Consider the following 24,323-nt stretch of genomic DNA (forward strand, 5'->3'; position numbering starts at 1 on the left):
GTCCACCTGTTCCTAATGGAGATTCAACGTCTGCTCGTTAGAGGGGAGGTGTTCGGCCGGCAGGCTGACGCCCTGCCGGCGGGCGTAGTGCCGGGCGACTCTGGCACGGTTGCCGCAGCCGGTGGAGCACCACTCGCGCCGGGAGCGTGCGTGGTCGAAGAAGAAGACGCAGCCCGGGGCCTTGCAGGCGCGCGGTTCGGTGCCGGAGGCGCCGGCGAGCAGCCCGATGAGGGCGTGGACGATCTCGGTCTGGACCGCCACGACGGGCGGTGCCGTGCAGATCTGCAGGGAGGCGGGCCGTGCGTCGTCGTTCCAGCGCAGCAGCGGCCAGGGCCGGCCCAGGCTGGAGGCGCGGTTGATCTGGGCGACGTCCCAGGGGTCGGGGGCGCGGTGGTGGACGTAGGCCTCGATCAGGCGGCGGGCGGCGTCGCGGAGCATCACGTAGCACTGGACGTCGGAGGGGCCGATCGCGCGCAGGGCGCTGTCGGGCAGCTGGGTGGCCAGGCGGCTGCGGCAGGCGCCCAGCCACCACGCGAGCTGGTCGGGGGTGCCGATGCCGTCCCTGAGGACGCCGCGTACGGGGAAGACGGTGTTGGCGAACTCCAGCGGCAGCGGCTCGCCGTGGAGCGGGGGGACGTCGGCGGGCGCCGGGGTGGGTGCGTCGTGGGACATGTCGATCCTCATCCGGTGAGCTGGGGACGGTGGTTGGGGGGACATGGGAGGCGCCGGCCGGGGCTTGTCGCAGGCGCAGGCCACGTGGCAGGATCCTCAACCTAACGTATTACCGCTTTCAGTACCGTTAGTCTGGTGGCGGTCCGGCACGCAGGCCCTTGGGGAAGGCGCCGTCGATGTCGGGGGGTCGACCATCCCAGGGGACCGGCCGCGGGGGCTTCAGGCCGCCGCCGGCTCGCCCGGGGTGAAAGCGTTTCAGTTTTTCTTGGGGGAGAACGTGACGTTCGACATTGCTCTCTATCAGCTCAGGACCTTTCGTGAAGTGGCCCGGCTGGGCAGTTTCACGAAGGCGGCTCGCAGCCTTGGATACGCACAATCCAGCGTGACGTCACACATTCGTGCCCTGGAGTCCCGGGTGGGAATGCAGCTGGTGCAGCGGTTACCGCACGGAGTCCGCCTGACCGCGTCGGGGGAGATTTTCCAGGAATACACGCAGCGTATTTTTCACATCGTCGATGAGATGGCGACCGCTCTTCATCCGTCGGGTGAGACGGAGGGGCGTACCACGGTCGGCGCTTCGGCGCTTTTGCTGGAGACGCGGATCGGTCCGCTGATCCGTGACTGCCGGTACCGGTATCCGAAGGTGCAGGTCTCGCCGCGGCAGCTGTCGATCAGCCGTGCGCAGGAGGCGGTGCGCTCGGGTGAGGTGGATCTGGCGCTGGTGCACGGGGACTTCGCGGCCGGTGAGCTGTCGGGGGCGGGGATCGTGGTGGAGGAGCTGCCGGATCTGGAGGTGGTGCCGGTGGGTTCGGCGGCTCTTCTTCAGGCGCCCGATCTGGCGGCGGCGCTGGCCTCGGTGCGGGTGCTGGCGGTGGATCCGGACTGTGCGTCGCACCAGGTGCTGGTGACGGTGCTGCGGGAGGCGTACGGGATCGAGCCGGCGGTCATCGAGGCGGGTTCGATGGGCGGTGCGCGGGAGTTGTCGCGTGCGGGCTACGGCATCGCGATGCTGCCGGCGGAGTCGGTCGGGTCGGCCGAGGCGGGCAGTGGTCTTGCGGTGCTGCCGGGGCTGCCGCGGGTGCGGCTGGGGGTGCGGGCGCTGTGGGCCGGGCGGGAGCTGGCGATGTCGGCGGTCGGCGCGGTGTGTGATGTGGCGACCCGGGTGGGCCGGGAGAAAGTGGGCGAGCTGGTCTGACCCTTCCGCCCGCTGCTGCGGGGCGGAAGAGGCAGGGGAAGAAATAAGAGGCAGGCGTCCGGGAAGCGGTTCTGCGGCTTTCCGGGCGGCCTGCCTCCGCCTTTTTCCGCCCCGGGACGAACGGGGGGCATCGGCCGGTTGCGGCGGGGCCCATCGGAAACAGTGATACCCACCATCGGCGGATACATGCAACGGAGCCTATTCGGTCTCCGTAGTCTTCTCACAGGAAATAAGAAATTTGAGCGGCGGGTTGGCCGGATCCCGACACGTCCGCAGACGAGAGGCGAATTCAGTGTCCGACATCGCTTACATCCCCAACGCGTTTCGCAGCGGGTTCGAACTCGACGGCCTGGACTGGGTGACGTGGGCCGAGCCCGGCCGGGTGGGCGTGGAGCACCATGTCCTGTGGGCGCCGGACGAGTCCAAGGACGAGGACTCGGTCGGTCTGCTGCTGCGCTTCCCCCCGGGCGCGCACGGGGACTTCCACGAACACCTCGGCTATGAGCTGATGCTGGTGCTGGACGGGGTGCTGGACCACAGCGACGGGATGTCCTACGTCAAGGGCGACCTCGTCGTGGAGGGGCCGGGCACCGAGCACCAGATGTCGAGCCGTACCGGGTGCACCGTGCTGGCCATCCGGACCCGTCCGGCCTCTGCCCGTACGCCGCAGAAGCCGGTGCGTCCCGTCGGCGTCACCGCCGCCCCCTGACCGGCCGGGGCGGGGCAGTTGTCCATGCCCTGACCTGCCGCCCCGCCCCGGTCCGTGCACGTCTGCGTCTTCTTCTCCCCCGGCCGGACGACGGCTGCGCCCCCAGCGCGGCGTCGCCGTCTGTTCCCGTCCCGCCGTGCCCGCACCCGAGCGCCGACCGAAAGAGCCCTGCCTTGTCCACTCAGCATGTCCAGCCCCTCCACCGCCGGCAGCAGGCAGCTGCCGAACGCGACGCCGGGGGCGTTGTGGAACGTCACGGTCACCGTGTGCTCGTCTCGAGCGTGTCCTCCGACTCCCACACCTGGAACCTGGTGTTCCTGCAGCTTCTGCTGGAGGAGATGGGGCACGAGGTGACCAACATCGGTTCGTGCGTGCCGGACGACCTGCTCATCGAGGAGTGCCGGCGGGTGCGGCCCGACCTGGTCGTCATCAGCAGCGTCAACGGTCACGGCGCACTGGACGGGGCGCGGGCCGTGCGCCGTCTGCGGGACCAGCCGGACCTGGCCGGCCTGCGGGTCGTCATCGGCGGCAAGCTGGGGGTACGGGGCGCCGAAGCGGGCACCTACGGGCCGGAGCTGCTCGCCGCCGGGTTCGACGCCGTCTTCGAGGACGCCGCCGGTGTCACGGAGTTCCGCCAGTACCTCGCCCAGGCCCCCGCCCGCGCCATCGCCCCGTCGGGTGCCCGGTGACCGCGCTGGTTCCGCTGGGCTCGTTCGCGTCCGCGGTCGCCGCCGCCGGCCGTGCCGGGGAACTCGTCGTGCAGCCCCGGATGGGCTTCGCCGACCTCCCCCGGATGCGGGACGGGCTGCACGCCGTCAAGCAGGCCCGGGCACGCACGGTCGGCACCCTCACCATCGACAGCTACACCCGGGTCGGAGACAACGACTCCGCACGCCTGGCGCTGGCCGAGGGCGCCGACCTCAACGGCTACCCCATCGTCGCCCACGGCGCCGACACCACCCGGGACCTGGTCTCCGGGCTGGCCGACGGCCGCTTCGCGGTCCAGGTACGGCACGGCTCGGCCAACCCGCTTGGCATCATCCGCGCGCTGCTGGACGCCGGGCTGGACGCCACCGAGGGCGGCCCCGTCTCCTACTGCCTGCCCTACTCCAGGACTCCCGTCAGGGAATCGGTCGACGCCTGGGCACGCAGCTGCGAACTGCTGGCCTCCCGGCCGGGCACCCATCTGGAGAGCTTCGGCGGCTGCATGCTCGGCCAGCTCTGCCCTCCGGGCCTGCTCGTCGCGCTGTCGGTACTGGAGGGCATCTTCTTCCGGCAGCACGGACTGGCGAGCGTCTCCCTCAGCTACGCCCAGCAGACCCATCACGGCCAGGACGTGGAGGCCCTGGCGGCCCTGCGCACCCTGGCGGAGGAGCATCTGGCCGGACTGGACTGGCACGTGGTCCTCTACACCTACATGGGAGTCTTCCCCCGCACCACCGGCGGCGCGCTCGGTCTGCTGCGCGACAGTGCACGGCTGGCCGCGCTCACCGGGACCGAACGGATGATCGTCAAGACGCCGGCGGAGGCACACCGCATCCCGACCATCGAGGACAACATCCACGCCCTGGAGGAGGCCGCCCGGACAGCTGCCGCACACCAGGGGCAGCGGGCGGCGGCCGGTGAGGAGTTCGGAGTGCTGGCCGAGGCCCGGGCGCTGGTCGAAGCGGTCCTGGAGATCCACCCGGACACGGGACGGGCCCTGACGGAGGCGTTCAGCCGGGGCATCCTCGACGTCCCGTACTGCCTGCACGCCGACAACGCCCAGCGGTCGCGCAGTTACATCGACGCGCGCGGCAGCCTGCAGTGGCACGCCACGGGGGCGATGCCGATCCGGGCGGTACCCGCACCAGGACGCGACCGGCTGCGGGCCGATGACCTGCTGGGCATGCTGTCCCACACGCAGGAGGCCTTCGACCGGGCCGCCCTGACCGGGAACAGTGAACGCGACAGCAGCGCCACCCTGACCGGGAACAGTGAACGCGACAGCAGCGCCACCCTGACCGGGAACAGTGAACGCGACAGCAGCGCCACCCTGACCGGGAACAGTGAACGCGACAGCAGCGCCACCCTGACCGGGAACGGTGAACGCGGCAGCAGCGCCGCCCTGACCGGGAACGGTGAACGCGGCAGCAGCGCCGCCCTGTCCAGACCCAGATGAAGCCCGGGCGGCCCGGGCCCGGCCCGGCGGAGAAGAACCGGCCCCCGCCCCGCCCCGCCCCGTCTCGTCTCTGTCTTTTCTGTCTCTTCTGCCGGGCGCCGGCTGCTTCCCCGCGCCCGGTCCTACTCCCTTCCGGCGTTCCTCCACACGATTCAAGGAAACTCCTGTGCCCGGACACATATCCGATACGCGTCCCCTTGTCATCGCCATCGTCGGCAGCGGCCCGCGCGGCATCTCCGTCCTGGAGCGGCTGGCCGTCCGGGTGACGGCCGAAGCCGCCCAGGCGGCCGGCGGGAGCCGGCCCCGTCCGGTGCGGATCCATCTCATCGACGCCACCGAAGTCGGCGCGGGCCGGGTATGGCGCACCGACCAGGACGAGTGGTTCACCATGAACACGGTCATCAGCCAGGTGACCATGTACTCCGGTGACCCCGACGGCGGCCCCGCCCGGCCCGGCGCCGGCCCGTCGCTGGGCCAGTGGATCGCCGAACGCGCCCAGCTGGGCGAGGAGCCGCTGGGCCCGGACGACTACGCACCGCGCGTCCGGTACGGGCACTATCTCGCCGACGTCTACCGCAGCATCGTGCGCGCCCTGCCCGGCCACGTCGAGTTCGCGCCCGTCACCGGCCGGGTGACGGCGCTGCGCCGGGGCGCCGAGGGCGGCTGGCTGCTCGGGCTCGAGTCGGCTCCGCACCTGCTGGAGGCCGACCGGGTCGTACTGGCCACCGGTCACCCGTTCAACGCCCCCGACACCTTCGAACACGAGATGCTCGGCTTCGCCGCCCGCACGCCGGGCACCCGCTACCTGTGCGGTGACTCGGCGGCCGACATGCCGCTCGGACCGCAGGAGATCCCGGCCGGCAGCGCGGTCGGGATCCGCGGCATCGGACTGTCCTTCTACGACGTGATGCTCTCCCTGACCGTGGGCCGCGGCGGGACGTTCACCGCCCGCGGCGACGGCAGGCTCGCCTACCAGCCCAGCGGGAAGGAGCCGCGGATCGTGGCCGGGTCCCGCAGCGGACTGCCCATCCCGGCCCGCGGCCGGAACCAGAAGGAACCCTCCTTCAGCCACAAGGCGCTCTTCCTGACCCGGGACGCCCTGCACACCGCCCGCGCCGCCCGCCGCGCCGCCGGCGGAACCGGCCAGCTCGACTTCGCCGAGGACGTCCTGCCCCTGCTCCTGCAGGAAGTCGAGCACATCTACTACCTCACCCACGTCCGCATCGCCCAAGGCCCCGCAGCCGCCCAGGCGTTCGCCGCCGCGCACACCGCCGCCCTGCGGACCGGGCAGGACCGCCGCACCCTCCTGGCGGAAGCCGGGCTCGCCGACGTACCGCCCCTGGACCTCGAAGCCCTGGCCCGCCCGTTCGCCGGCGAACACTTCGACTCCCCGGAGGACTTCCGGACACGGCTGCTGAAGGTGATGGACGAAGACCTCGCCGCGGCCGCGCTCGGCACCCTGGACGGCCCCCTGAAATCCTCCCTCGACGTCCTGCGGGACATCCGCAACGTCGTCCGGGAAGCCGTCGACTTCGGCGGACTGCTCCCCCACTCCCACACCGGGTTCTTCCACGCACGGTTCCTGCCCGTCAACGCCCTGCTGTCGGCCGGACCCCCGATGTACCGGGTCGAGCAGCTCCGCGCGCTGATCGAGCAGGGCGTGGTGGAAGTCGCCGGACCGGGCAGCCGGTTCACCACCGACGAGAAGGCAGGCGGATTCCGGGTGAGCTCCCCTCAGGTGGAGGGCTCCGGACGGCTGGTGCACACCCTGATCGACGCCCGTATCCCCACCCCCGACCTCCGCCGTGACACCTCGCCACTGACCCGTCAGCTCCTGGCCGACGGCCTGGTCCGCGAATACGTGATCCACGGCCCGCAGGACACACACGTCACCGGCGGCATGGAAGTGACCGACAGCCCGTTCCACGTGGTCGACGCCCACGGCACACCACACCCCGACCTGTACGCCCTGGGCATCCCCACCGAGCACACCCGCTGGTTCACCCAGGTCGGCAGCAGCCGGCCCGGAGTGAACACACTGTTCTACCGGGACGCCGACGCGATCGCCGCGGACACCCTCCAGCCGGCCGACACCCCAGCCGCCCACAACAACAACACCGGCAACACCGGCAACACCGACGACAGGAACAGGAACAGGAACGGGAACGGGAACGGGAACGGGAACGGGAACGGGGGCGGGGACGGGGCCGCGGTGCATGCCGCGGCCGCAGGCCCCGTGCTCATCGGCAGCCGGACCGGCACCCCGGACACGGTCACCGCACACCACGAGGGCGCGGCATGAACCACCGGACCGCGACCGAGGAGTTCCAAGCCGCCCGGGACGTGCTGCTCCTCCACCGCACCGACCTGGCCAAGGCCGTGGCCGAGTTCCGGTGGCCACGGCCGGCCGAGTTCAACTGGGCCCTGGACTGGTTCGACACAGTGGCCGCCCGCAACGACGCCACCGCCCTGCGCGTCGTCGGTCACGGCGGCCCCGCCACCGACCGCCTGCTGACCTTCCCCGCACTGGCCCGCAGATCCGCACAAGTCGCCAACTGGCTGCGCACCCTGGGCGTCCAACGCGGCGACCCGATCCTGCTGATGCTCGGCAACCGCACCGAGGTATGGGAAACGATACTCGCCGCCATCAGACTCGGCGCAGTCCTCATCCCCACCTACACCACCGCCACCCCCGCCGAACTCACCGACCGGCTCCACCGGGCACACATACGCTACGTGATCACCGAGACACACCTGACCAGCCGGTTCGACCAAGCCCAAGGCGACACACCCCGCACCTGGCGCGGAATCAGCATCACAACCAGCAACACCGACACCCAGAACACAGACGACACCAACAACGCCGACAACCGGAGCCCGCACACCCTCAGTGACCCGCGCACCAGACGCACCCGGACCAATCACAGCACCGGGAACAGACACACCAGCAGCAAAACCGACCACGAACCCACCACAGACACCACCCACGGCGAAACCACCGCAAGCACCGACGCCACCCGCCGCGAAACCGACCACGAACCCACCACAGACACCACCCACGGCGAAACCACCGCAAGCACCGACGCCGTCCGCAGCGAGAGTGGGGGCTGGGTGCCGTACGAGCTGTCAGAATCGGCGGCCGACGGCTTCGTCCCGGACGGCCCCACCCGCGCCGACGACCCCCTGTTCCGCTACTTCACCTCCGGCACCACCTCCAAGCCCAAGATGGTGGAACACTCCCACGTCAGCTACCCGGTCGGCCACCTCTCAGGCATGTACTGGAACGGCGTCAGACCCGGGGACGTCCACCTGAACATCTCAGCCCCCGGCTGGGCCAAACACTCCTGGAGCTCCTTCTTCGTCCCCTGGAACGCCGAGGCCCAGATCGTCGCCCTGGACGCCTCACGCAGCACCCCCGCCGACATCCTGGACATCCTGCGCAGCCGCAAAGTCACCACCTTCTGCGCGCCCCCCACCATCTGGCGCGCCATGGCAGCCCACGGCCTGGGACCCCGCCCGCCCGCACTCCGCGAAACCGTCGCAGCCGGCGAACCACTGGAACCCTCCCTGATCGAACAGGTCACCCACCACTGGGGCATCGACCTACGCGACGGATACGGACAGACCGAAACCACCGCCCAGATCGGCAACCCGCCCGGCCGCTCCCCCACCCCCGGCAGCATGGGATACCCACTACCCGGCCACCACGTCGTCCTACTCGACCCGGAAACCGGCCAGGAAGTCCCCGACGGCAGCCCCGGCGAGATCTGCCTGGACCTCACCGACCCCCCACTGGGCCTGATGCGCGGCTACGTCGGCGACGAAACCCGCACCGCCAAAGCCCTCGCAGACGGCTACTACCACACCGGCGACCTCGCCCTGCGCACCCCCGACGGCACACTCACCTACCTCGCACGCGCCGACGACATGTTCAAAGCGTTCGACCACCGCATCTCACCACGCGAACTCGAAGACGTCCTCCTACGCGACACCGCAGTCACCGACGCCGCAGTCGTACCCGTACCCGACCCGATCGGACTCTGGACACCCAAAGCCTACGTAGTCACCACACCCCAACACCCCGCCAGCCACCACACCGCACAACAAATCCTCGAACGCGCACAAACCGAACTCCCACCCGAAAAATGGATCAGAGTCCTGGAATTCATCCCCTCCCTCCCACGCACCACCTCAGGCAAAATCCGCCGCACCGAACTCAGAAACCGCAAAACACAAACCACCGAATACCACATCAACACACCCAAACCCAAATAACACACCCCCCAAGACCCGAAAGGGCCCAGGCCCCAGCCCACCCCGGGCGATCTAGGGGTCGTCGCAACACGTGGTCGTGTTGATCAGGCCGCGAGCAGTTTATGCAGGCGCTCGGCCGGGGTTTCCCAGCCGAGCGTTGTGCGTGGGCGGCGGTTGAGCTGGTCGGCGGAGAATCCGAGCGCGCCCCGTCAGAGACATCGACGGGCGTTGAGCCGGGCGGCCTGGCGCGTCAGGTGGTCGCGCTCGGCGAGGTTGGGTGCCTTGAGGGCCGCCTCGGCGTACAGCCGTGCCGCCGTCGCCAGGTCTCCGTCACGCTCGTGGAGGTACGCCGCCACCGCGGCGTGGCGGGGCAGTGAGGCGTCCAGCGCCGCGAACGCCGCCAGGCCGGCGCGCGGTCCGTCGGCCTCCCCGACGGCAACCGCGCGGTTGAGCCGGACGACCGGGCTGTCGGTCAGGCGCGTGAGCTCGTCGTACCACTCGACGATCTGCGCCCAGTCGGTCTCCTCGGCGGTGGGCGCGTCAGCGTGGAGGGCAGCGATGGCGGCCTGGGCCTGGAACTCGCCCAGCCGGTCGCGGGCGAGGGCCGCCTGGAGGATCCCGACGCCCTCGGAGATCAACGCAGTGTCCCACCGGCCGCGGTCCTGCTCGGCGAGCGGCACGAGGCTGCCATCCGACGCGGTCCGGGCGGCACGCCGCGCCCGGTGGAGCAGCATGAGCGCGAGCAGCCCCGCCGCCTCGGGGTAGTCGATGGCGGCCGCGAGCTGCCGGGTGAGCCGGATGGCCTCGGCGGCGAGGTCGACGTCGCCGGAGTAGCCCTCATTGAAGACCAGGTAGAGCACGCGCAGCACCGTGGCGACACCGCCGGGATGGCCGAAGCAAACGCCGGAGACGGTGCGCTTGGCCCGGCTGACGCGCTGCGCCATGGTCGCCTCGGGCACCAGATAGGCCTGGGCGATCTGGCGGGTGGTCAGCCCGCCGACGGCGCGCAGCGTGAGCGCGACGGCCGACGACGGCGTCAGCAACGGGTGGGCGCACAGGAAGTAGAGCTGGAGGGTGTCGTCCACCGCGGACGCGGGCCCGGGCACCGGCTCCTCGCCGACGACGTCCTCACGTCGGCGGCGGGCGGCGTCCACCCGCCTCGCGTCGATGAACCGGCGCCAGGCCACGGTGACCAGCCAGCCCTTCGCATCCCGCGGAGGGTCGGCCGGCCAGACGCGGAGCGCCTCGACGAGCGCGTCCTGCACGGCGTCCTCGGCCGCCGTGAAGTCGGCTCCGCGGCGGACGAGGATCCCGAGCACGCTCGGCGTGAGGCTCCGGAGCAGGGCCTCGTTCATCGATGAGGTCACTCCGTGACGGTGGGCGGCGCGGCCAGGAACGGGCGCACCTCGAGCCACTCGTGGATCGGCTTCCCGCCCGCCCCAGGGGCGGCCGACAGCTCCCCGGCCAGCTCGATGGCGCGCTCGTAGCTGTCGACGTCGATCACCATCCAGCCGGCGATGAGGTCCTTGGTCTCGGCGAACGGCCCGTCGGTCACCGGCGGGCGACCCTCACCGTCGTAGCGGACCCACGTCCCCTCGGGGGCGAGCGCCTGACCGTCGACGAACTCGCCGGTCCCCTCGAGCCGGGCCGCGAAGTCGCGCATGTACTGCACGTGGGCCGAGATCTCCTCTGGCGTCCACTGGTCCATCGGCACGTCGTTGACCGAAGCCGGGGCTCCGCGGTAGTGCTTGAGCAGCAAGTACTTGGCCATCGTGTTCCTCCTCGCTGGTGCGACCCATTGTGGTCGCGTTCATAGCGGGGACGGAGCCGGCCACAGCTTCTCGACATCACCGTCCGTTTTTTGAGCGCTCGTGGATGACCCCGGGTGAGCCGCCTGGCGGTGTCCGGGTCCACAGCGTGACGCGAGGGCGAGAGCTTCGAAGATCGGCACCCACCAAACAACCGAATCAAGCGGCGGGGGTTTGTCAGTCGGTGCGGCGTCCTGCGGCGGTACCGGTGAGATTGATCATGGTCGGCTAGCACACCGGCCAGGGGCCCCGGCCTAATTCCGGCGGCGAGGCGACGGATTTCACCATGCTGGTCCACTGCGCGTAGGCCTGCCACTGGCCAGGGCTACGACGCCATCTGCACCAAACCCGCTGCTCGATCACCTCCGGGGCCACCGACAACGCATGGAGCGTTTCAGGTGGCCGACGGCCAGGCACCGGAAGCGCTCACACGCATCTGCCTTTGAGAACGTCGCGCCTCAGCCTGGCTGTGGCTCGACAGGGAGCCACAGCGGCGTGCGCCCACGGCGCCCTGGTCTTGAAGCCCACGATGGTGAAGGCCGACCTTTCCACAACGCGGTAGCGCATGCTGCTGCCCCCTTCGACGGGGTCGCGCAAGGCCGCAGCCCGTCGACTGGCTGGGAGCCACCTGTGGTGCTACACGGTGGCACTGGCGTAGCCGGTGACCGTGACGCGGGCGACGGGACGGTGGAGCCCTAGACGAGTCATTCCGAAGTGATCGTGATCAGCTTGTCGATGGGCCAAGGGGCTATTCGATGGCGTCCTGCTGGTCCGTGGACATGCACGCCTACTGCCCCAAGGCCGGCCTTGCGTCCCTCGAGAAGCCGGCGAAGTAGATGACGCTCGCCGCACAATGGAGGCCGGAGCTGGTGCTGCTTGTCCCGGGCCGCTCACGACAGCTGCTGAATCCCGCCCTGGGTTCAACTCAGCTGGTCGCGCACGAGATCAAGGAATGCCTGTCGGCTCGGATGTATGTGCGCCCAGACCTTCTCGTCCTGCGGATCTTCCGGGTCGTCGGGGCCCTTTCTGATCACCTCCTGTACTGCCCAGGCGAGGCTGCGTGCCGCTTCGCTGACCTCGGGCGCGCACAGTACGTGGATCGTCTTCTGCGTCACCCACACCCTGTCAAGGACCTGCCGTGCCCGGGCCTGCCACTGCTCGTCAGCCAGGTTGTGGTGATGCCGATCCACCGCAACTCGTTCTGCTTCCTGCACCGCAGACAGAAATTCGATGAGGTGAGTGAGACGCTCGTTACGGCGCGCCTCGGCAAGTTCACGAGCACTGCGGCGCGCCTCGCCGCGTTCCAAGGCGTGTCCTGCCGAGCGCTGGGTCAGTATCGACATGAGCCCGCCGAGCAGGACGCCGATGAGCGGCGCAAGCGTTGTCCACACAACGTCAGACTATGACATCGATGGCATGGACATGGGGGCCAGGGTTCGGGCAATTTCGGGCCGGACAGGGACACGCGGACGGCAAGGTCGTCGCCGCCTTCGACAGCGGCGGGCAGCAGACGGCGGAAGATCTGAGATCTTCGCGTTTTCCTGGTGCTCTTGGCCACAGCGCGGACCGGGAGGTCCGGTACTGGGCGGCCGTGGAGGTGGCGTCCGGTCTCCCGCAGCTTGTCGGCCTACTCAAGCGTGAAGCCGAGCAATTGGGCAGCCCCTGCTGGCGGCCGGAGATGTAGACAGGGCGTCCAAGATCGTTCTGTGACGAATGACCTGGACGCCCTGCTCACCGCACTGTATGTGAAGATCGACGACGAGATCACGGACACCCGGTGGCTGGGGCGCCCTCCCCGGCTGACCGATTCCGAGCTTGTCTGCCTCGCCGTCGCCCAGGCGATGCTGGGCTTCACTTCGGAGTCCAGGTGGCTGAGGTTCGTCGGCTCCCGCCTCGGCGAGATGTTCCCCTTCGTGCCGAAGCAGCCGGGCTGGAACAAGCGGCTGCGGGCTGCGCTGCCGCTGGTCAAGCGGGCTGTACGGCTCCTTGCGACGGACACCGACTTCTGGTTCGACAACCACTGGATCATCGACTCCACCCCGGTCGAGTGCGGCCGGTCACGCCCCACGGTGAAGCGGTCGGACCTGGCCGGCTGGGCCGGATATGGATACTGCGCCAGTCATTCCCGATTCTTCTGGGGTCTGCGGCTGTACCTGGTGTGCACCCCAACCGGTATGCCGATCTTGTGGTCCCTTGCGAACCCGAAGTTGGACGAGCGCGAGGTGCTGACGGCGATGTTGGATCGTGAGCCGGACACAGTCACCGACCGCCCCGGCCTGCTGGTGATCACGGACAAGGGCTTCGCCTCCAAGGAATTCGAGACCGATCTGGCCATGCGCGGGGCAGAGCTGCTGCGGCCCTCGTTCAAGCGGGAGAAACGCCGCAAGGGCGAGTCACTACTGAAATCGGTGCGGCAACTGATCGAGTCGGTGAACGACACCCTCAAAGGCCAGCTCGACCTGGAACAACACGGCGGCCGGACTTTTGAGGGCGTCGCTGTCCGCATCGCCCAACGCGTCCTCGCGCTGGCCGCAGCGATCTGGCACAACCACAAGACCGGACAGCCAATCACACGGTCCCTGATCGCCTACGACCACTGATCACTTCGGAATGACTCGTCTAGTCGGCATAGACCGCCCGGAAGGCGGCTCCGGCAATTCGCGGCGGCACGGGGCCTGCGAGATGCGGGATGTGCGGTCTGATCGAAGGGAAGATGAAGGGGTCGTGTCGGGACCGTTGCACTCGGACTGTGAGAAGAAAGTGCGGGCGAAAAAGACGGCCGAAGCGGCGTTCCCGGCGGGAGGCGTCTTGAGGGCGCCAGCACGAGCCTTGTGTCGTTGGTGGTGCAGACGCCCTGGGTCGTGCGCGGTCAGTAGCCGCTGCTGCCGTAGATCCGCTGGCCGTCGTACGTGCCGCCCTGGCAGTACCAGTAGCCGCTGCTGTGCTTCACTGGATGGCCGCCGCCGTACCTGCAGTCCGCCCAGGACACCTGGGGTGCGACCACCTCGGCCGCGAAGGACCCGGTGACGCTCACTCCTGCGAAGGCCACGGTTGCGAGGGCCAGTCCGAGCAGTCGTCGAACGCGCATGGCTTGCTCCTCTCGGGATTAACCCGTTCGGGTCTTCCCAGGATGACGGCGTGGCGTGCCTGTGAGCACGCGCGATTACTCCGAACGGGTGACTCGGGGAAGCGGCGGATTGCTGCTCCCGTCCTCCAGCCGATCCGGGGCACGGCCTTCGGCGACAGAGGTGATCACCTGACCACGGATCCCTTGGGCCCCGGGAACAGGTCGACGTACGTGTTGTCACCGTCCCACGCCCGGCGGCCGGCCTTCATGACCGGATCCTCCCAGGCAGCACCGAGGGGCGGCGCACGCCACGGTTGCAGCCAAGGGGGCGCCGGCCGCCCAACACTACCGCCGGCCTGCCGCCCGGCGGCCGGGCCCGACAAAGGGGGCGCAGCCCGATGGCGGCCAGGGAAGCCGCGGGCTTCGGAGCGGTGCCTTCTGTCGGGCGGCCAGCTGAGGGCTTCGGTTCAGCGGGGCGATCGGGTGGCCGCCGTTTCATGGGTTTCCACGTGGCCATGACGGGGATTGCGGCGTGCGGTGTGGGCTGCACTGGCAGGGACGGGTGGCGGCGTCGAAAGCGCTGAGCGTGGTCAGTGCGGGCAGGTTGAGCCACCGGCCGACCCGAGGCCGGCGCGGGCCTGAACGCAGGCGGTAGGGCGGGGGCCGGTTCGGCCGCGGGCAGCAGCGCGCTCGCCTCCGCCACGTGATGAGCCACTCCGGCCGGCCCTCATTCGACGGCGAAGGCACGTGCCAGGTGTGGCAGGTCACGGGAAAGCGCGTACCGCTCGTGGAGTGCACGGATCTCGTCCGTAGTCGGCATCGTCTCGGCGCCGCAACGGCGGCGGATCGTCGGCCGACGGCGCGGTGCGGGGCCGGCCCGGTCAGCCGTTGACCTCGAAGGCCACCAGGAGGATCAGTCCGGCCGTGCAGGCCACTCCGGTCATGAGAAGGCGGTGCAGGGTGGGGCGCAGCCACGGTGGCCGCCGTTCGGTGTCCGGCCACACCAGTTGCTGGGCGCCCAGCAGGAGTCCCAGCCCCAGTCCGCACAGGCCGAGGACTGCAAGGGCACCCGGGAGGAGCATGCCGCTGCCGGACATCCAGGCCTGGCCGTCTAGGTAGCGCACTTGCGCCGAGGCCGGCCGACCCTTGCACCACGAGGGCTGGTCCGGTGAGTCGCCGTAGCACCGGCTTCCTCGCCGTGGTTGCAGGTACTCCTGGCCGTCACGGCCCTTGAGGACCACGTCCTCGATCTTCGGTCCGCCGTCGTCGGGGTGGAAGACGCCGTAGCACGGGCCTGTCCGGTAGTTCGTCGCGCCACCAGTTCTTTCCGAGGACGACGCGACGAGCGGGCACGACTCGACCATGAGCCGGCCCGGGGTGCCGGCCCAGTCGGCACCGGCAAAGACCTTCCCGCCGAACACCAACGCCATCCACGCCCCGCCGACGGCGATCGACAAGCCGATGCAGGCCAATACAAACCGAACCGCCACAGAGGCCCGATCGGCCGTGGCGGCGGTCCCCCCGTCCTGTGCAGTCATACCGTCACCGTAGGGGCGGCACAGGCCGGTTGTCAGCTGCTCCGGGTGCGGCCGTCGCCTTCGCCGGCGTCGCGGGCGGCCGTCCCTGTGCCGGCCGGCGCGGCCGCGGCAGCAGCGGTCTCAGGGGCGGCGGCTCGGCCAGGACGCGAGGGTGCCCTCTCTCACGGCGGTCGGTTCGACCACGTCCGTGCCGTCACGGGCTCGCTGGGGATGGCGTGCTCGTAGCGGATGTAGTCGGTGACCGGCTCGGAGACGATCCGCTCGCGGCGCATCACCGTGCCCCGGGCCATCGCGTCCTCGACGAGGGGCATCTACTGCGGCCAGAACGAGCGGGCCGGGTCCAGGTTCGGGACGCCGGTACGCAGGAAGCTCCCGCAGTCGTCCTTCTCGTCGCCTACGGCGTACACGTCGCGCATCGCCAGATGGACGGCCGTGCGCTCCGTGACGGCCAACAGCTCAGCAAACGTCGCACAGTGCAGCGCGCTCTGTGGCATCGCGCGCCTCCCTCAGGATCGGCACCATCCGGGCCAAGACGCGGATCACCCGCTCGTGCGCCGGGATCCCCACCTTGTGGCCGGCCACCCACTCGGTTGAGCCGACGAGTCGGTTGCGGACAGTTGCGCGACGAAGGTCCGGTTCAGCGGCCCTGGCAGTCAAGGCCCCGGCGGCAACGCACGCTTCTCCAGCGCGGTGACCGAACCCCTGCCCCCTCCGCGTCGGTACCAGCCGGAACCGGAACCGCGGATGGGAGCTCCAGCCACGCTGGGCAAGCCACCGTCCCAGGGGGCTTGCCCAGGGTCGCCTTCGCGGCCGCGCCGTACAACAGCTGATCGATGTCGGTCATCGGCAGAGCATCGACGACGCCACTGACAACACGGCGACCGGGGGAGCCGGGCGAGGACGACTAGTCTTCTGAGTCAGGAATTCTGTTCAGATGACTGGCAAGGCGCTCGAGGACGGCGTGGCCTCCAGCCTCTTGGTCACCACCACGGCAACCTGCTCGTCGCTGACCGTCCGGGGCCCGCCCGAGCGTGGCATGTGACCCAGGCCGGCGATCCGGTGTTCGACGAACCGCGCCCGCCACCGGCCCACCGCGTGTGGTGTCGAGCCGAGTCTGGCGGCCACATCCTTGTTCGACGCCCCAGAGGCACACGGGATGCTCCGGCACCGCAGAGCCCACGCCTGCGGCGTGGAACGGCGCCGCACCCACCCCTCCAGCGCAGCCCGTTCCTCATCCGACAGGATCAACTCGGCCTTCGGCCCAGTACGCGCCGCCCCGCAACCCCACACATCTGAATGGAACTCCCGACTCGGAAGACTGGGGCGCACCCCGCACCGGCGCGCAGCGGCGGGACGAAGGGGCGGTACTCGTCGGTGCGCCAGAAGTTCCACGCCCTGGAGGTGTTCGTCGACAACGGCGAGCAACACAGGCCACGACAGCCGGGAGACCAGCAGTGGCGGCCCTGCACTGAACCCGCACAGCCCCGGCTGGTAGTGGTCCTGTACGTCCGGGGACAGGCCACCCACGTGCCGTCGTCCCACTGTGACGCACTTGGGCTGCCATCGCTCCTGCCTCCGCCCTCAGAGGTTCGAGGAAGCAGAGCTCCTCGGCTACCTCTCCGCCGAGGACATGGGGCGCGTGGAGCGGGCTGCACGCGCCGTGCTCGACACGTTAGCCGCTGCCGGCGGTGTCCTCGTCGACCCGGTCGACGAGGATCATCGCCACGTCGTCCGTCAAGCGGCCTCCGGTATGGCAGATCAACGCCTGGTGCAGTTCTTCCAGGAACTCCCGGGGGGTGGTGCTCGCCCGTATCTCCTCCATGATCTCCGGCAGAGGGAAGAAGTCGTTGTCGCGATTGCGGGCTTCGATCACGCCGTCGGTGTACAGGAGCAGACGGTCGCCGCGTACGAACGGATAGCTCTCGACCTTTGCGGTAAGGCCGTCCACGAGGTCTTCCAGACCCAGCGGCGGCAGTGGCGTGTCGGGCATCAGGGTTTGAACGCTGCCCCGGTGCAGCACCAGCGGAGGTGGATGGCCACGGTTGACCACGAGCACTACCTGTTCGTCCGGTACCTGGGCCACGAGGGCGGTGATGAATCCCTCCGTCAGAACCTCCTGAGAGTACGTACCGGGCACGGCCGCCTCCCGTCGCAGCGCGGCCTCGCAGCAGGACATGACCTCCGTCAGCTCGTCCTCGTAGTGCACGGACACTCGGAACGCGCCTAGGGTCACTGCGACCGCGCGCATGGCAGTCAGCCCCTTGCCCCTCACGTCCCCCACGATCAGCCGGACGCCGTACGGCGTCTGCACGGCCTCGTACAGATCACCGCCGACCAGCGCCCCTGTCCCCGCCGCGAGGCACAGGCTGGCGGCTCGCACCGGGCCCAGCCGCTCGGGGACGGGCCGCAGGACGACCTCCTGCGCCGCCACAGCGATCCGGCGGACCTGGTCAAGCTCGCCCTGCCGGCGCGTACGCATGGCGTTGCTCAGGATGACACTGGCCACGGACACCACGAACAGACCCAGGAAGTTCCCGGCGATCAGCTGGGTCAGCGCCCCCCACGAATGGTTGTAGGTTGCGGAGGCCGCGTTCACACCCGCGGCGAGGACTGCCGTGGACAGCGTGCCCAGCGGCCCCATCGTCAGCGCGGCCAGCGCCGGCGTCGTGGTGAGCACGGGGCCGGTGACCAGATCATGCGCGGGCGAGAGCTCGACGCCCAGCACGGCCAACACGATCGCGAAGGGCACACACTGCCCCAGCCTGAACGGAACCCCGCCGTAACCGCCCGCTCCTGGTCGAGTGGACGCTCCGGCCCGCAGAGTGAGGCGGAGGGGGGAACGCATAGGTACAGCCTGCCTCGCCGGAAGGGAGCGCTCCACCCCTCGGCCCGTGCCCGGCTCCCGGATCAGCGGACCGGGAGACCGGTGAACGCGTCCGTGCCCGCCATACCGTCCCAGCCACGCTTGGGCCTGCCCAGCCCGTAGAACGCAGCGACCGTCGAGGCCACGCCCGCCGTGCGGGCCGGCCGAGACCGGCACCGCAGATCGGAGCCTCATCCACGGCGGCGCCGTCCGGGCCAGGCGGCTTGCCGAGAACGGTCCCGCCCGAGCAGGGAAGCGTCACCACCGCGCACTCGCTGCCCTGGCGTAGTACCGGGCGCTCGTCCCGGGCGGCATGCTCCGCGGGTCAGTCGATCGTCCATTCACGCAGCTGGCGGGCGATGCGTGGGACACCGAGCAACCCCTGGGCAGCGTCGCGCACGAGGGTGAGGGCGTCCTTGGGCCGGTATTCCAGGTGGCGGCTGTTGAGAGCGAGGTAGGCCTCGGTGGAGTGCCAGGAGAACGCCTCGTTGGAGTGCTCCAGGCTGGGAAGCTTCGCCAGGGTCTGCAGCAGTGCGGCGGCCTTGAGGTTCAGCGTGGCGTAGATGTCGCGTTCCATCGCCCGGGCATTCACGCGGGCCACTGCCGCGTACAGAGGGCCGAGGTCGTCGACCTGAGGGTCCCCGGGTAGCAGCTCGGCGGCGTGGAGCAAGTACGCGACGTCGAGCGGATGCGGGTCGGGCCGGGTCACGCGGCCCGGCCCTCTTCCTGTTGCTCCAGATCGGCGAGTGCCTGCTGCTCGGCGGTCCGCTGCTCCGCCGACGGATCGGTTGTGCTCGGTTCGGCGGCGAACACCGCCCCACTGCGCGCCATCGACATCCGGAAGGCGTCCAGGAACCGGCCCTCGACGGCGGTGGCGCGGGCATAGGCGGCGGAGAGGATGTACTCCTGCATGCTCACCCCTTCCTGTCGGGCTGCGGCGGCGATCGCGGCCCGCTGCTCCGGGTCGGGGAAACGCAAGCTCATGGCCTTCGGCTCCTTCATGACACCAACGGTACCAGCGGTATCACGCAGAGGGCCAGCATGCGCCAAGTGCTGTGCCTGTCGGCGTACCTCTTGGTCAGCGCGGTCGGGACGGCCCCGCGGTATCAGACAGGCGCACACTGAGCTGTTGCCCCGTACCGGGCGCGGGTAGGGGGAGAGATCCCCCAGGAGCTGGGCTGAGACCATGTCCTGTGTGGTGAGGCGGATGAGGCGTTTGTAGCAGCAGAGGGCTGCGGCGAGGCCGAGAAAGGCCAGGTAGTTGCGGGGATGGCGTTCGTAGCGGTTGAGGCGGCGGTAGCCGGTGAGCCAGGTCATGGTGCGTTCGATGACCCACCTGTGGCGGCCGAGGCGTTCGCTGGACTCGATGCCCTTGCGGGCGATGCGGACCCCGACGCATTTGCCACATAACCATTTTCGCAGGTCAGGTACGTCGTATGCCTTGTCGGCGTGGAGTTTGCGGGGCTTGTCGTGCCGGCCGCGGTGGGGGTCGTGTCTCGATCGGAGACCGGCCACCATGGGTTTCAGTCCGAGGCTGTCGTGCGTGTTGGCGGCGGAGACGCCGACGAACAGTGGCAGTCCGTTCGCGTCCGACAGGACGTGCGTCTTGGAACCCGCCTCGCCCCGGTCCACGGGGCTCGGACCTGTGAGTTCGCCCTTTTTTGGCCCGTAGCGGCCGGAGGACTCGATGCCGCGGCGGGCGACGCGCGGCACGATATGCCGGCGGTGCAGGTGGTCGAAGTCGTAGCCCTTGTCGGCATGCAGCTTGGCCGGGCGGCGGCGCCTTGGCCCGTAGCGGGAGCGGATCGGAGGAATGCCGCGCATCAGCGGGATCAGGGACTGGCTGTCATGCAGGTTGGCACCGGAGACGCCCACCGCGATCGGCGGCCCGTTGCGGTCACAGATGTTGTGAATCTTCGAACCCGTAGTTTTCACTGGCCCGTTCGCCGTGGACGCACTCCGTCTAGGGTGCAGGGATGACCTCGCACAGCTACCTCTCCGAACTCTTCTCGCTCGATGACCGGGTTGCCGTGGTGACGGGCGGCAGTTCCGGGATCGGCCGCGCCATCGCCGGGGCTCTCGCACGAGCGGGCGCGAGCGTCGTGATCGTGGCACGCAGGGAGGCGGAACTGGCCGCCATGGTCGACGAACTGGCCGCGGACGGCTGCCGGGCGGCTTGGGTGAGCGCAAACCTGAGCACCCGCGAGGGGGTGCGAGCCGCGGCCGAGCAGGCAGCCGAGCCATTCGGGGAGCCCGACATTCTCGTCAACAGCGCCGGGATCAACTTGCGGCCGCCGATGGGCGAACTGGGCGAGGACGTGTGGGACGCCACGATGACGGTCAACCTGGAGGCCCCCTACTTGCTGGGACGGCGGTTCGGACCCGGCATGGCCGAGCGGGGCTTCGGCCGGATCATCCACATCACCTCCCAGCAGGCGCACCGGGCGTTCGTCCAGAGCGGCGCCTACGGGGTCTCCAAGGGAGCGCTGGAGTCGTTGGCCCGTTCACAAGCCGAGGCCTGGTCGCCCTACGGCGTCACGTGCAACACCCTGGTGCCCGGCTTCGTCATGACCCCGCTCAACGCACGGTTGTCGTCCGACCCGGAGAAGGTAGCGGCGTTGGCCGCCCGCACGATGGTCGGGCGCAACGGCCTGGCGGAGGACTTCGCCGGAGCGGCGGTGTTCCTGGCAAGCCGCGCCTCCGGCTATGTCACCGGGCAGGCGATCTTCGTCGACGGCGGGTTCTCCGTCCACTGAACCCGGCTTCTCGTGAAAACCCACCGAGTGACCGGGGCACACGAACAGAAACGAAAGACCGGGCAGTCCATCAACGCCCGAAAGAGTCTTCGTGACAAAGCACCGACACGGGGTGTTCGACGACGAGATACTGACGCGCTGCGAAGAAATCATGTGCAGGGTGTGCGAGGACTTCGAGGCGGACCTGAAGGAGTTCAACGGCGTACGCGATCACGTCCACCTCCTGGTGCACCACCCGCCCAAGGTCGCCGTCTCGAAGCTGGTCAACAGCCTCAAGGGCGTATCCGCCCGCCGGATACGGCAGGAGTTCACCGACCGGATCAACCGCGCCATCACGCAGGGGCACCTGTGATCGCCCTCGCGTTTCTCCGCATCGTGCGACGGAGCACCGTTGGCAATCGTCCGCCAGTACATCGAGCAGCAAAAAACACCCACTCCGAAGTACACCTCAGAGCAGCCTTGACATGCGTTCAACCCCGGCGTGAGCGCCGGGGCTTTCTGCAAGGGACCCGGTATCCGGGGCGCGGCGCATCGGAAGGCGTCGGGGCCGGCTACCTGCTCCGGCTCGGAAGCGCATCCGGTTTATCGGAGTCGGCCCACGACATGCCGGGGCGGCCTCGAACGCCTCGGCAGCGTCGTCCGACCGCCGAGTGGTTACGGCGGATCGGAATCGCTGCCGGCCAGCTGGCTCCAGAGCGCCACGGCGGCGGTCAGTTGGGCGAGGAGGTAGGCGATCTGCGTGGAGATACCGCGCAACTGGTAGATCGACAGCAGCAAGCCGAGCCGAGTGGGCCAGTACTGCCTTTCGCCGCTGAAGGTCTTCATGTCCATCCACATGCTGGCGAGAGTCAGGACGCTGAGCATGAGGATGACGTTGAGCAAGGCGTAGCCGCGTTCCGTATCCGTGATACGGCTGAATACGGTGCCCACTCCGATGGGGACGGCATAGGCGACCGTGACGCCCAACGCGCGCGCAGGACCGCGGGCTCCGGGCAGCACACGCCACAGCGCCCCCATGAAGAGGCCCGCACCGGCCCATGCCAGTTGCCATCTGACCAGGCTCGCCGCGATCTCGGGCAGCCCGACGGAGCTGTGGAGCGTGAGCATCCAGGTCCTGGAATCCCTGAGGTAGTCCAGCCAGGTGATGGCGACGGTGGCCGGAATCCCGAAGAAGAACGCCAGACGCGCGGCATGGACCGCGTTGTCCCACCAGTGGTCCTCGGGTCCCCAGCTCAGGGCGACGTCCAGCACGGACACCCGGTCCGGGAGGCGGCCGGAAGCGGAATCGCTGTGCAGCCACTCGTGCAGGTTTCGCAGCTCGCCTTCCAGCTTCTCGCGTTCTGTGCCTCCCTCATGGCCCCGGTCCACCAGCAGGAGCCGATGGTGAAGCGTGCGGTACTGGTGGGCCATGGTCAGCAGTCGTCGGCGGCGTTCGCCGGCACCGAGCTCCGTGGTCCGGAAGTCCTTCCCCGTACGGGTGAGCACTGACCATCGCCGGCCCACAGCCCGCAAGGCGTACAGGGCGGCGATGTTCAGGGGGAGCCAGAGACCGTACAGTGCCGCGGAGCCGGCGAACGAGACCTGCCTCAGCCCCGCGAGAAAGGCGAAGACCGCGGCGCTCAGCAGGAAGTCCTGTTTGGGCGGCTCCAGTTCCTGCTTCAGGTGCTCCTCGCACCTCTCGGCCCTGACGTGGGTGTAGAGGAGAGCGAGGAGTGCGATCCCTGTCAGCACCCATGCGTAGGAGTAGGCCCACCGGAGGCCGGTCGCCGCGAACCTGGCATAGAACAGGCTCTGTGCGATCTCGTACGAAGTTCTGGTCGCACCCGTGAGCCAGGTGTGGCGTTCCCATTGGCGCTCGTGAGCCCACCAGAAGCACAGGAGTATGACACCGGCGATCATTGTCAGCAGGGCGCCGATCACAGCGAGGCAACGGAAAGGCGCTGTCTCCCAGACCGACGTCCAGGTCCTGCGGACCATTCCCCCTTCCCGCGCGAAGCGCCATGCCCACGCCGTCATCGCAGCAAGCCACAGCCACATCACGGCCATTCCCATCAACAGGAGTCCGAAGAGACCGGACGGGGGCTGAGGTGTCTGCGGCGTCAGGTCCTGCGGAAGCCCGAAGAGCTTTGGCGCAAAGGCGACGAGCAAACCGGCTGCAGCCACCAGGGAGGAGAACGTGATCACACCGAAGGCTTGGCGACGCTGTGCTCCTTCAGGGGTGGCAGAATCCGCGGCGGCGGCCATATCCGCATCGCCCGAGGGGACAGCGCACCAAGGGCGGGCGACGAGGATCATGGCGAGGCCCGACGCGATACTGGTGACTGCGTACCGGGGCTGTACGTCGGCTGTGGGCGCCCCCGGGATCAGCAGGAGCAGGGTCAGGGCCACTGCCGAGCTGAGGACGGCCCACTCCAGGACCGCGCGCGTCGGCCTGTCCCCTCGCCAGCTCCCGCTCCTGTGCTCCCGCCACTGCGCCCGGAGCCATGGGCCCCAGGCCATTCCGTCGGGAGACGAACGGAGCCGCCACGCACGGAGCGCGGCCAGCACGATCACTCCCGAAGCACACAACCACCATGAGGCGATGCCCACTAGGCTCACCCATGACCGTTCGTCATTGCTCAGGGCGAAGTCCCGCTGCCATGGGGGCTCGAGCTGGATCTTCACTTCTGTGGGCCATTGTTCATCCCACACCAGACGGTCCTGCTGTACGGAGGACGCGGGCGGGGTGATCTCGTGGGCGTCGAGGCCGCCCAAGTCCACCTCGATCCGCTTCCACCGGACATTCACCAGTGATTTCGGCGGCCGGAGTCCTACCAGCCACCTCCCCTCGCTCGCATCGACGTTGAACTCCCAGGGACCGACCGAGATCCGCCCGCGGTGATTGATCCAGGCGATTGCCTCGTACTCAACCGTGACCCAGCCGCGTTCCGCAGTCACCTGCGGGCTACGGAAGCGCCACTCATCCGGTCGGCGGTTCAGCACTTCCTCGGGCCCACGCAGCAGGCAACGCATGGCCGCTCGATACCCCGTCGAATCCTCACTGAGCGTCAGTCCTTTTGCCAGGCTCCAACCCTTCAAAGGCACCTTGACCGTCGTATTCGTCTGAACCTGCACATACGTTTGGCGATGGTGAGTAAAACGAACTCCGGCATGAGTCACGCGAGGATTGATATGGTCCGTCGCACAGGCGTCACGGGGGGTTCCTTGCACCCCCGTGGACCATAGCCAAGACCACGCCACGACGAGGATCACCAGCAAGAGACGGTGCCACCACCGGATCATCTCCACCGCACACCGCCG

At 69.2% G+C, this 24,323-nt stretch carries 19 protein-coding genes and 4 pseudogenes; 9 read left to right on the top strand and 14 right to left on the bottom strand.

Going from position 1 to position 24,323, the window contains the following annotated elements; all coding sequences use genetic code 11:
* Window positions 1-12: 12 nt before the first annotated feature.
* Window positions 13-672: a CGNR zinc finger domain-containing protein gene (locus ACZ4Z5_RS17945; protein WP_468263493.1), complete on the bottom strand. Its 660-nt coding sequence runs from the start codon at window positions 670-672 to the stop codon at window positions 13-15.
* A gap of 277 nt (window positions 673-949) precedes the next feature.
* Here ACZ4Z5_RS17945 and ACZ4Z5_RS17950 point away from each other — a divergent pair, with 277 nt between their 5' ends.
* The 6 genes from ACZ4Z5_RS17950 (at window position 950) to ACZ4Z5_RS17975 (ending at window position 9,012) form a co-directional block, all read left to right on the top strand.
* The gene (locus ACZ4Z5_RS17950) at window positions 950-1,867 is read left to right on the top strand and encodes a LysR family transcriptional regulator (RefSeq protein WP_468263496.1); all 918 of its coding nucleotides are present in this window, start codon (window positions 950-952) and stop codon (window positions 1,865-1,867) included.
* A 292-nt stretch (window positions 1,868-2,159) separates the two neighbouring features.
* Window positions 2,160-2,576, top strand: a complete 417-nt coding sequence (locus tag ACZ4Z5_RS17955; protein WP_468263499.1) for a cupin domain-containing protein — start codon at window positions 2,160-2,162, stop codon at window positions 2,574-2,576.
* Window positions 2,577-2,842: 266 nt separating this feature from the next.
* Window positions 2,843-3,265: a cobalamin B12-binding domain-containing protein gene (locus tag ACZ4Z5_RS17960; protein WP_468263502.1), complete on the top strand. Its 423-nt coding sequence runs from the start codon at window positions 2,843-2,845 to the stop codon at window positions 3,263-3,265.
* 5 nt (window positions 3,266-3,270) lie between these two features.
* Window positions 3,271-4,737 carry a methylaspartate mutase gene (locus tag ACZ4Z5_RS17965; RefSeq protein WP_468263798.1) on the top strand — a complete coding sequence of 489 codons (1,467 nt, stop codon included), beginning with the start codon at window positions 3,271-3,273 and terminating at the stop codon, window positions 4,735-4,737.
* A 166-nt stretch (window positions 4,738-4,903) separates the two neighbouring features.
* Entirely contained in the window at window positions 4,904-7,039 is a 2,136-nt protein-coding gene (locus ACZ4Z5_RS17970) for an FAD/NAD(P)-binding protein (protein WP_468263506.1), read from the top strand.
* Window positions 7,036-9,012 (top strand): AMP-binding protein, encoded by a 1,977-nt coding sequence (locus tag ACZ4Z5_RS17975; protein WP_468263508.1) that lies wholly within the window; start codon window positions 7,036-7,038, stop codon window positions 9,010-9,012. Before ACZ4Z5_RS17970 ends, ACZ4Z5_RS17975 begins: the two co-directional genes overlap by 4 nt.
* 188 nt (window positions 9,013-9,200) lie before the next feature.
* Here the strand turns inward: ACZ4Z5_RS17975 and ACZ4Z5_RS17980 are convergent, their stop codons facing one another.
* From ACZ4Z5_RS17980 to ACZ4Z5_RS17990, 3 genes are all read right to left on the bottom strand, one after another.
* Window positions 9,201-10,346, bottom strand: coding sequence for an RNA polymerase sigma factor (locus tag ACZ4Z5_RS17980; protein WP_468263801.1), 1,146 nt, complete (start codon window positions 10,344-10,346; stop codon window positions 9,201-9,203).
* Between the two features lie 8 nt (window positions 10,347-10,354).
* Window positions 10,355-10,762, bottom strand: a complete 408-nt coding sequence (locus ACZ4Z5_RS17985) for a YciI family protein (RefSeq protein WP_468263511.1) — start codon at window positions 10,760-10,762, stop codon at window positions 10,355-10,357.
* A 957-nt stretch (window positions 10,763-11,719) separates the two neighbouring features.
* On the bottom strand, window positions 11,720-12,190 hold the full coding sequence (locus ACZ4Z5_RS17990) for a hypothetical protein (RefSeq protein ID WP_365759164.1): 471 nt from the start codon (window positions 12,188-12,190) through the stop codon (window positions 11,720-11,722).
* Between the two features lie 315 nt (window positions 12,191-12,505).
* Here ACZ4Z5_RS17990 and ACZ4Z5_RS17995 point away from each other — a divergent pair, with 315 nt between their 5' ends.
* Window positions 12,506-13,399: an IS982 family transposase gene (locus tag ACZ4Z5_RS17995; protein ID WP_468263514.1), complete on the top strand. Its 894-nt coding sequence runs from the start codon at window positions 12,506-12,508 to the stop codon at window positions 13,397-13,399.
* A gap of 269 nt (window positions 13,400-13,668) precedes the next feature.
* Here the strand turns inward: ACZ4Z5_RS17995 and ACZ4Z5_RS18000 are convergent, their stop codons facing one another.
* The 9 genes and pseudogenes from ACZ4Z5_RS18000 to ACZ4Z5_RS18040 all read right to left on the bottom strand — a co-directional run.
* Window positions 13,669-13,887, bottom strand: a complete 219-nt coding sequence (locus tag ACZ4Z5_RS18000) for a hypothetical protein (protein ID WP_468263517.1) — start codon at window positions 13,885-13,887, stop codon at window positions 13,669-13,671.
* 860 nt (window positions 13,888-14,747) lie between these two features.
* A complete protein-coding gene (locus ACZ4Z5_RS18005; RefSeq protein ID WP_468263520.1) occupies window positions 14,748-15,323 on the bottom strand; it encodes a hypothetical protein in 576 nt (191 codons plus the stop codon).
* Between the two features lie 290 nt (window positions 15,324-15,613).
* Window positions 15,614-15,898 (bottom strand): annotated as a pseudogene (locus tag ACZ4Z5_RS18010) (DUF6879 family protein); the annotation flags it as partial.
* A 436-nt stretch (window positions 15,899-16,334) separates the two neighbouring features.
* Complete coding sequence (locus ACZ4Z5_RS18015) at window positions 16,335-16,946, bottom strand: helix-turn-helix domain-containing protein (protein WP_468263523.1); 612 nt, start codon at window positions 16,944-16,946, stop codon at window positions 16,335-16,337.
* 130 nt (window positions 16,947-17,076) lie between these two features.
* On the bottom strand, window positions 17,077-18,153 hold the full coding sequence (locus ACZ4Z5_RS18020) for a PP2C family protein-serine/threonine phosphatase (protein WP_468263526.1): 1,077 nt from the start codon (window positions 18,151-18,153) through the stop codon (window positions 17,077-17,079).
* 439 nt (window positions 18,154-18,592) lie between these two features.
* Window positions 18,593-18,976 (bottom strand): fic family toxin-antitoxin system, toxin component, encoded by a 384-nt coding sequence (locus tag ACZ4Z5_RS18025; protein WP_468263529.1) that lies wholly within the window; start codon window positions 18,974-18,976, stop codon window positions 18,593-18,595.
* Complete coding sequence (locus tag ACZ4Z5_RS18030; RefSeq protein ID WP_468263804.1) at window positions 18,973-19,251, bottom strand: type II toxin -antitoxin system TacA 1-like antitoxin; 279 nt, start codon at window positions 19,249-19,251, stop codon at window positions 18,973-18,975. Before ACZ4Z5_RS18030 ends, ACZ4Z5_RS18025 begins: the two co-directional genes overlap by 4 nt.
* A 210-nt stretch (window positions 19,252-19,461) precedes the next feature.
* Window positions 19,462-19,929: pseudogene (locus ACZ4Z5_RS18035) on the bottom strand (IS5 family transposase); the annotation flags it as partial.
* Between the two features lie 66 nt (window positions 19,930-19,995).
* Window positions 19,996-20,352, bottom strand: a pseudogene (locus ACZ4Z5_RS18040) (transposase); the annotation flags it as partial.
* Between ACZ4Z5_RS18040 and ACZ4Z5_RS18045 the strand changes: the two are divergent.
* Window positions 20,244-21,023: an SDR family NAD(P)-dependent oxidoreductase gene (locus ACZ4Z5_RS18045; RefSeq protein WP_468263532.1), complete on the top strand. Its 780-nt coding sequence runs from the start codon at window positions 20,244-20,246 to the stop codon at window positions 21,021-21,023. The pseudogene ACZ4Z5_RS18040 and the gene ACZ4Z5_RS18045 sit on opposite strands and share 109 nt — an antisense overlap.
* A gap of 85 nt (window positions 21,024-21,108) precedes the next feature.
* Window positions 21,109-21,486, top strand: a pseudogene (gene tnpA / locus ACZ4Z5_RS18050) (IS200/IS605 family transposase); the annotation flags it as partial.
* 191 nt (window positions 21,487-21,677) lie between these two features.
* Here the strand turns inward: tnpA and ACZ4Z5_RS18055 are convergent.
* The gene (locus ACZ4Z5_RS18055; RefSeq protein WP_468263807.1) at window positions 21,678-24,305 is read right to left on the bottom strand and encodes a DUF6185 family protein; all 2,628 of its coding nucleotides are present in this window, start codon (window positions 24,303-24,305) and stop codon (window positions 21,678-21,680) included.
* Between the last annotated feature and the right edge of the window lie 18 nt (window positions 24,306-24,323).

This window comes from Streptomyces sp. NPDC030222, from assembly GCF_055573115.1.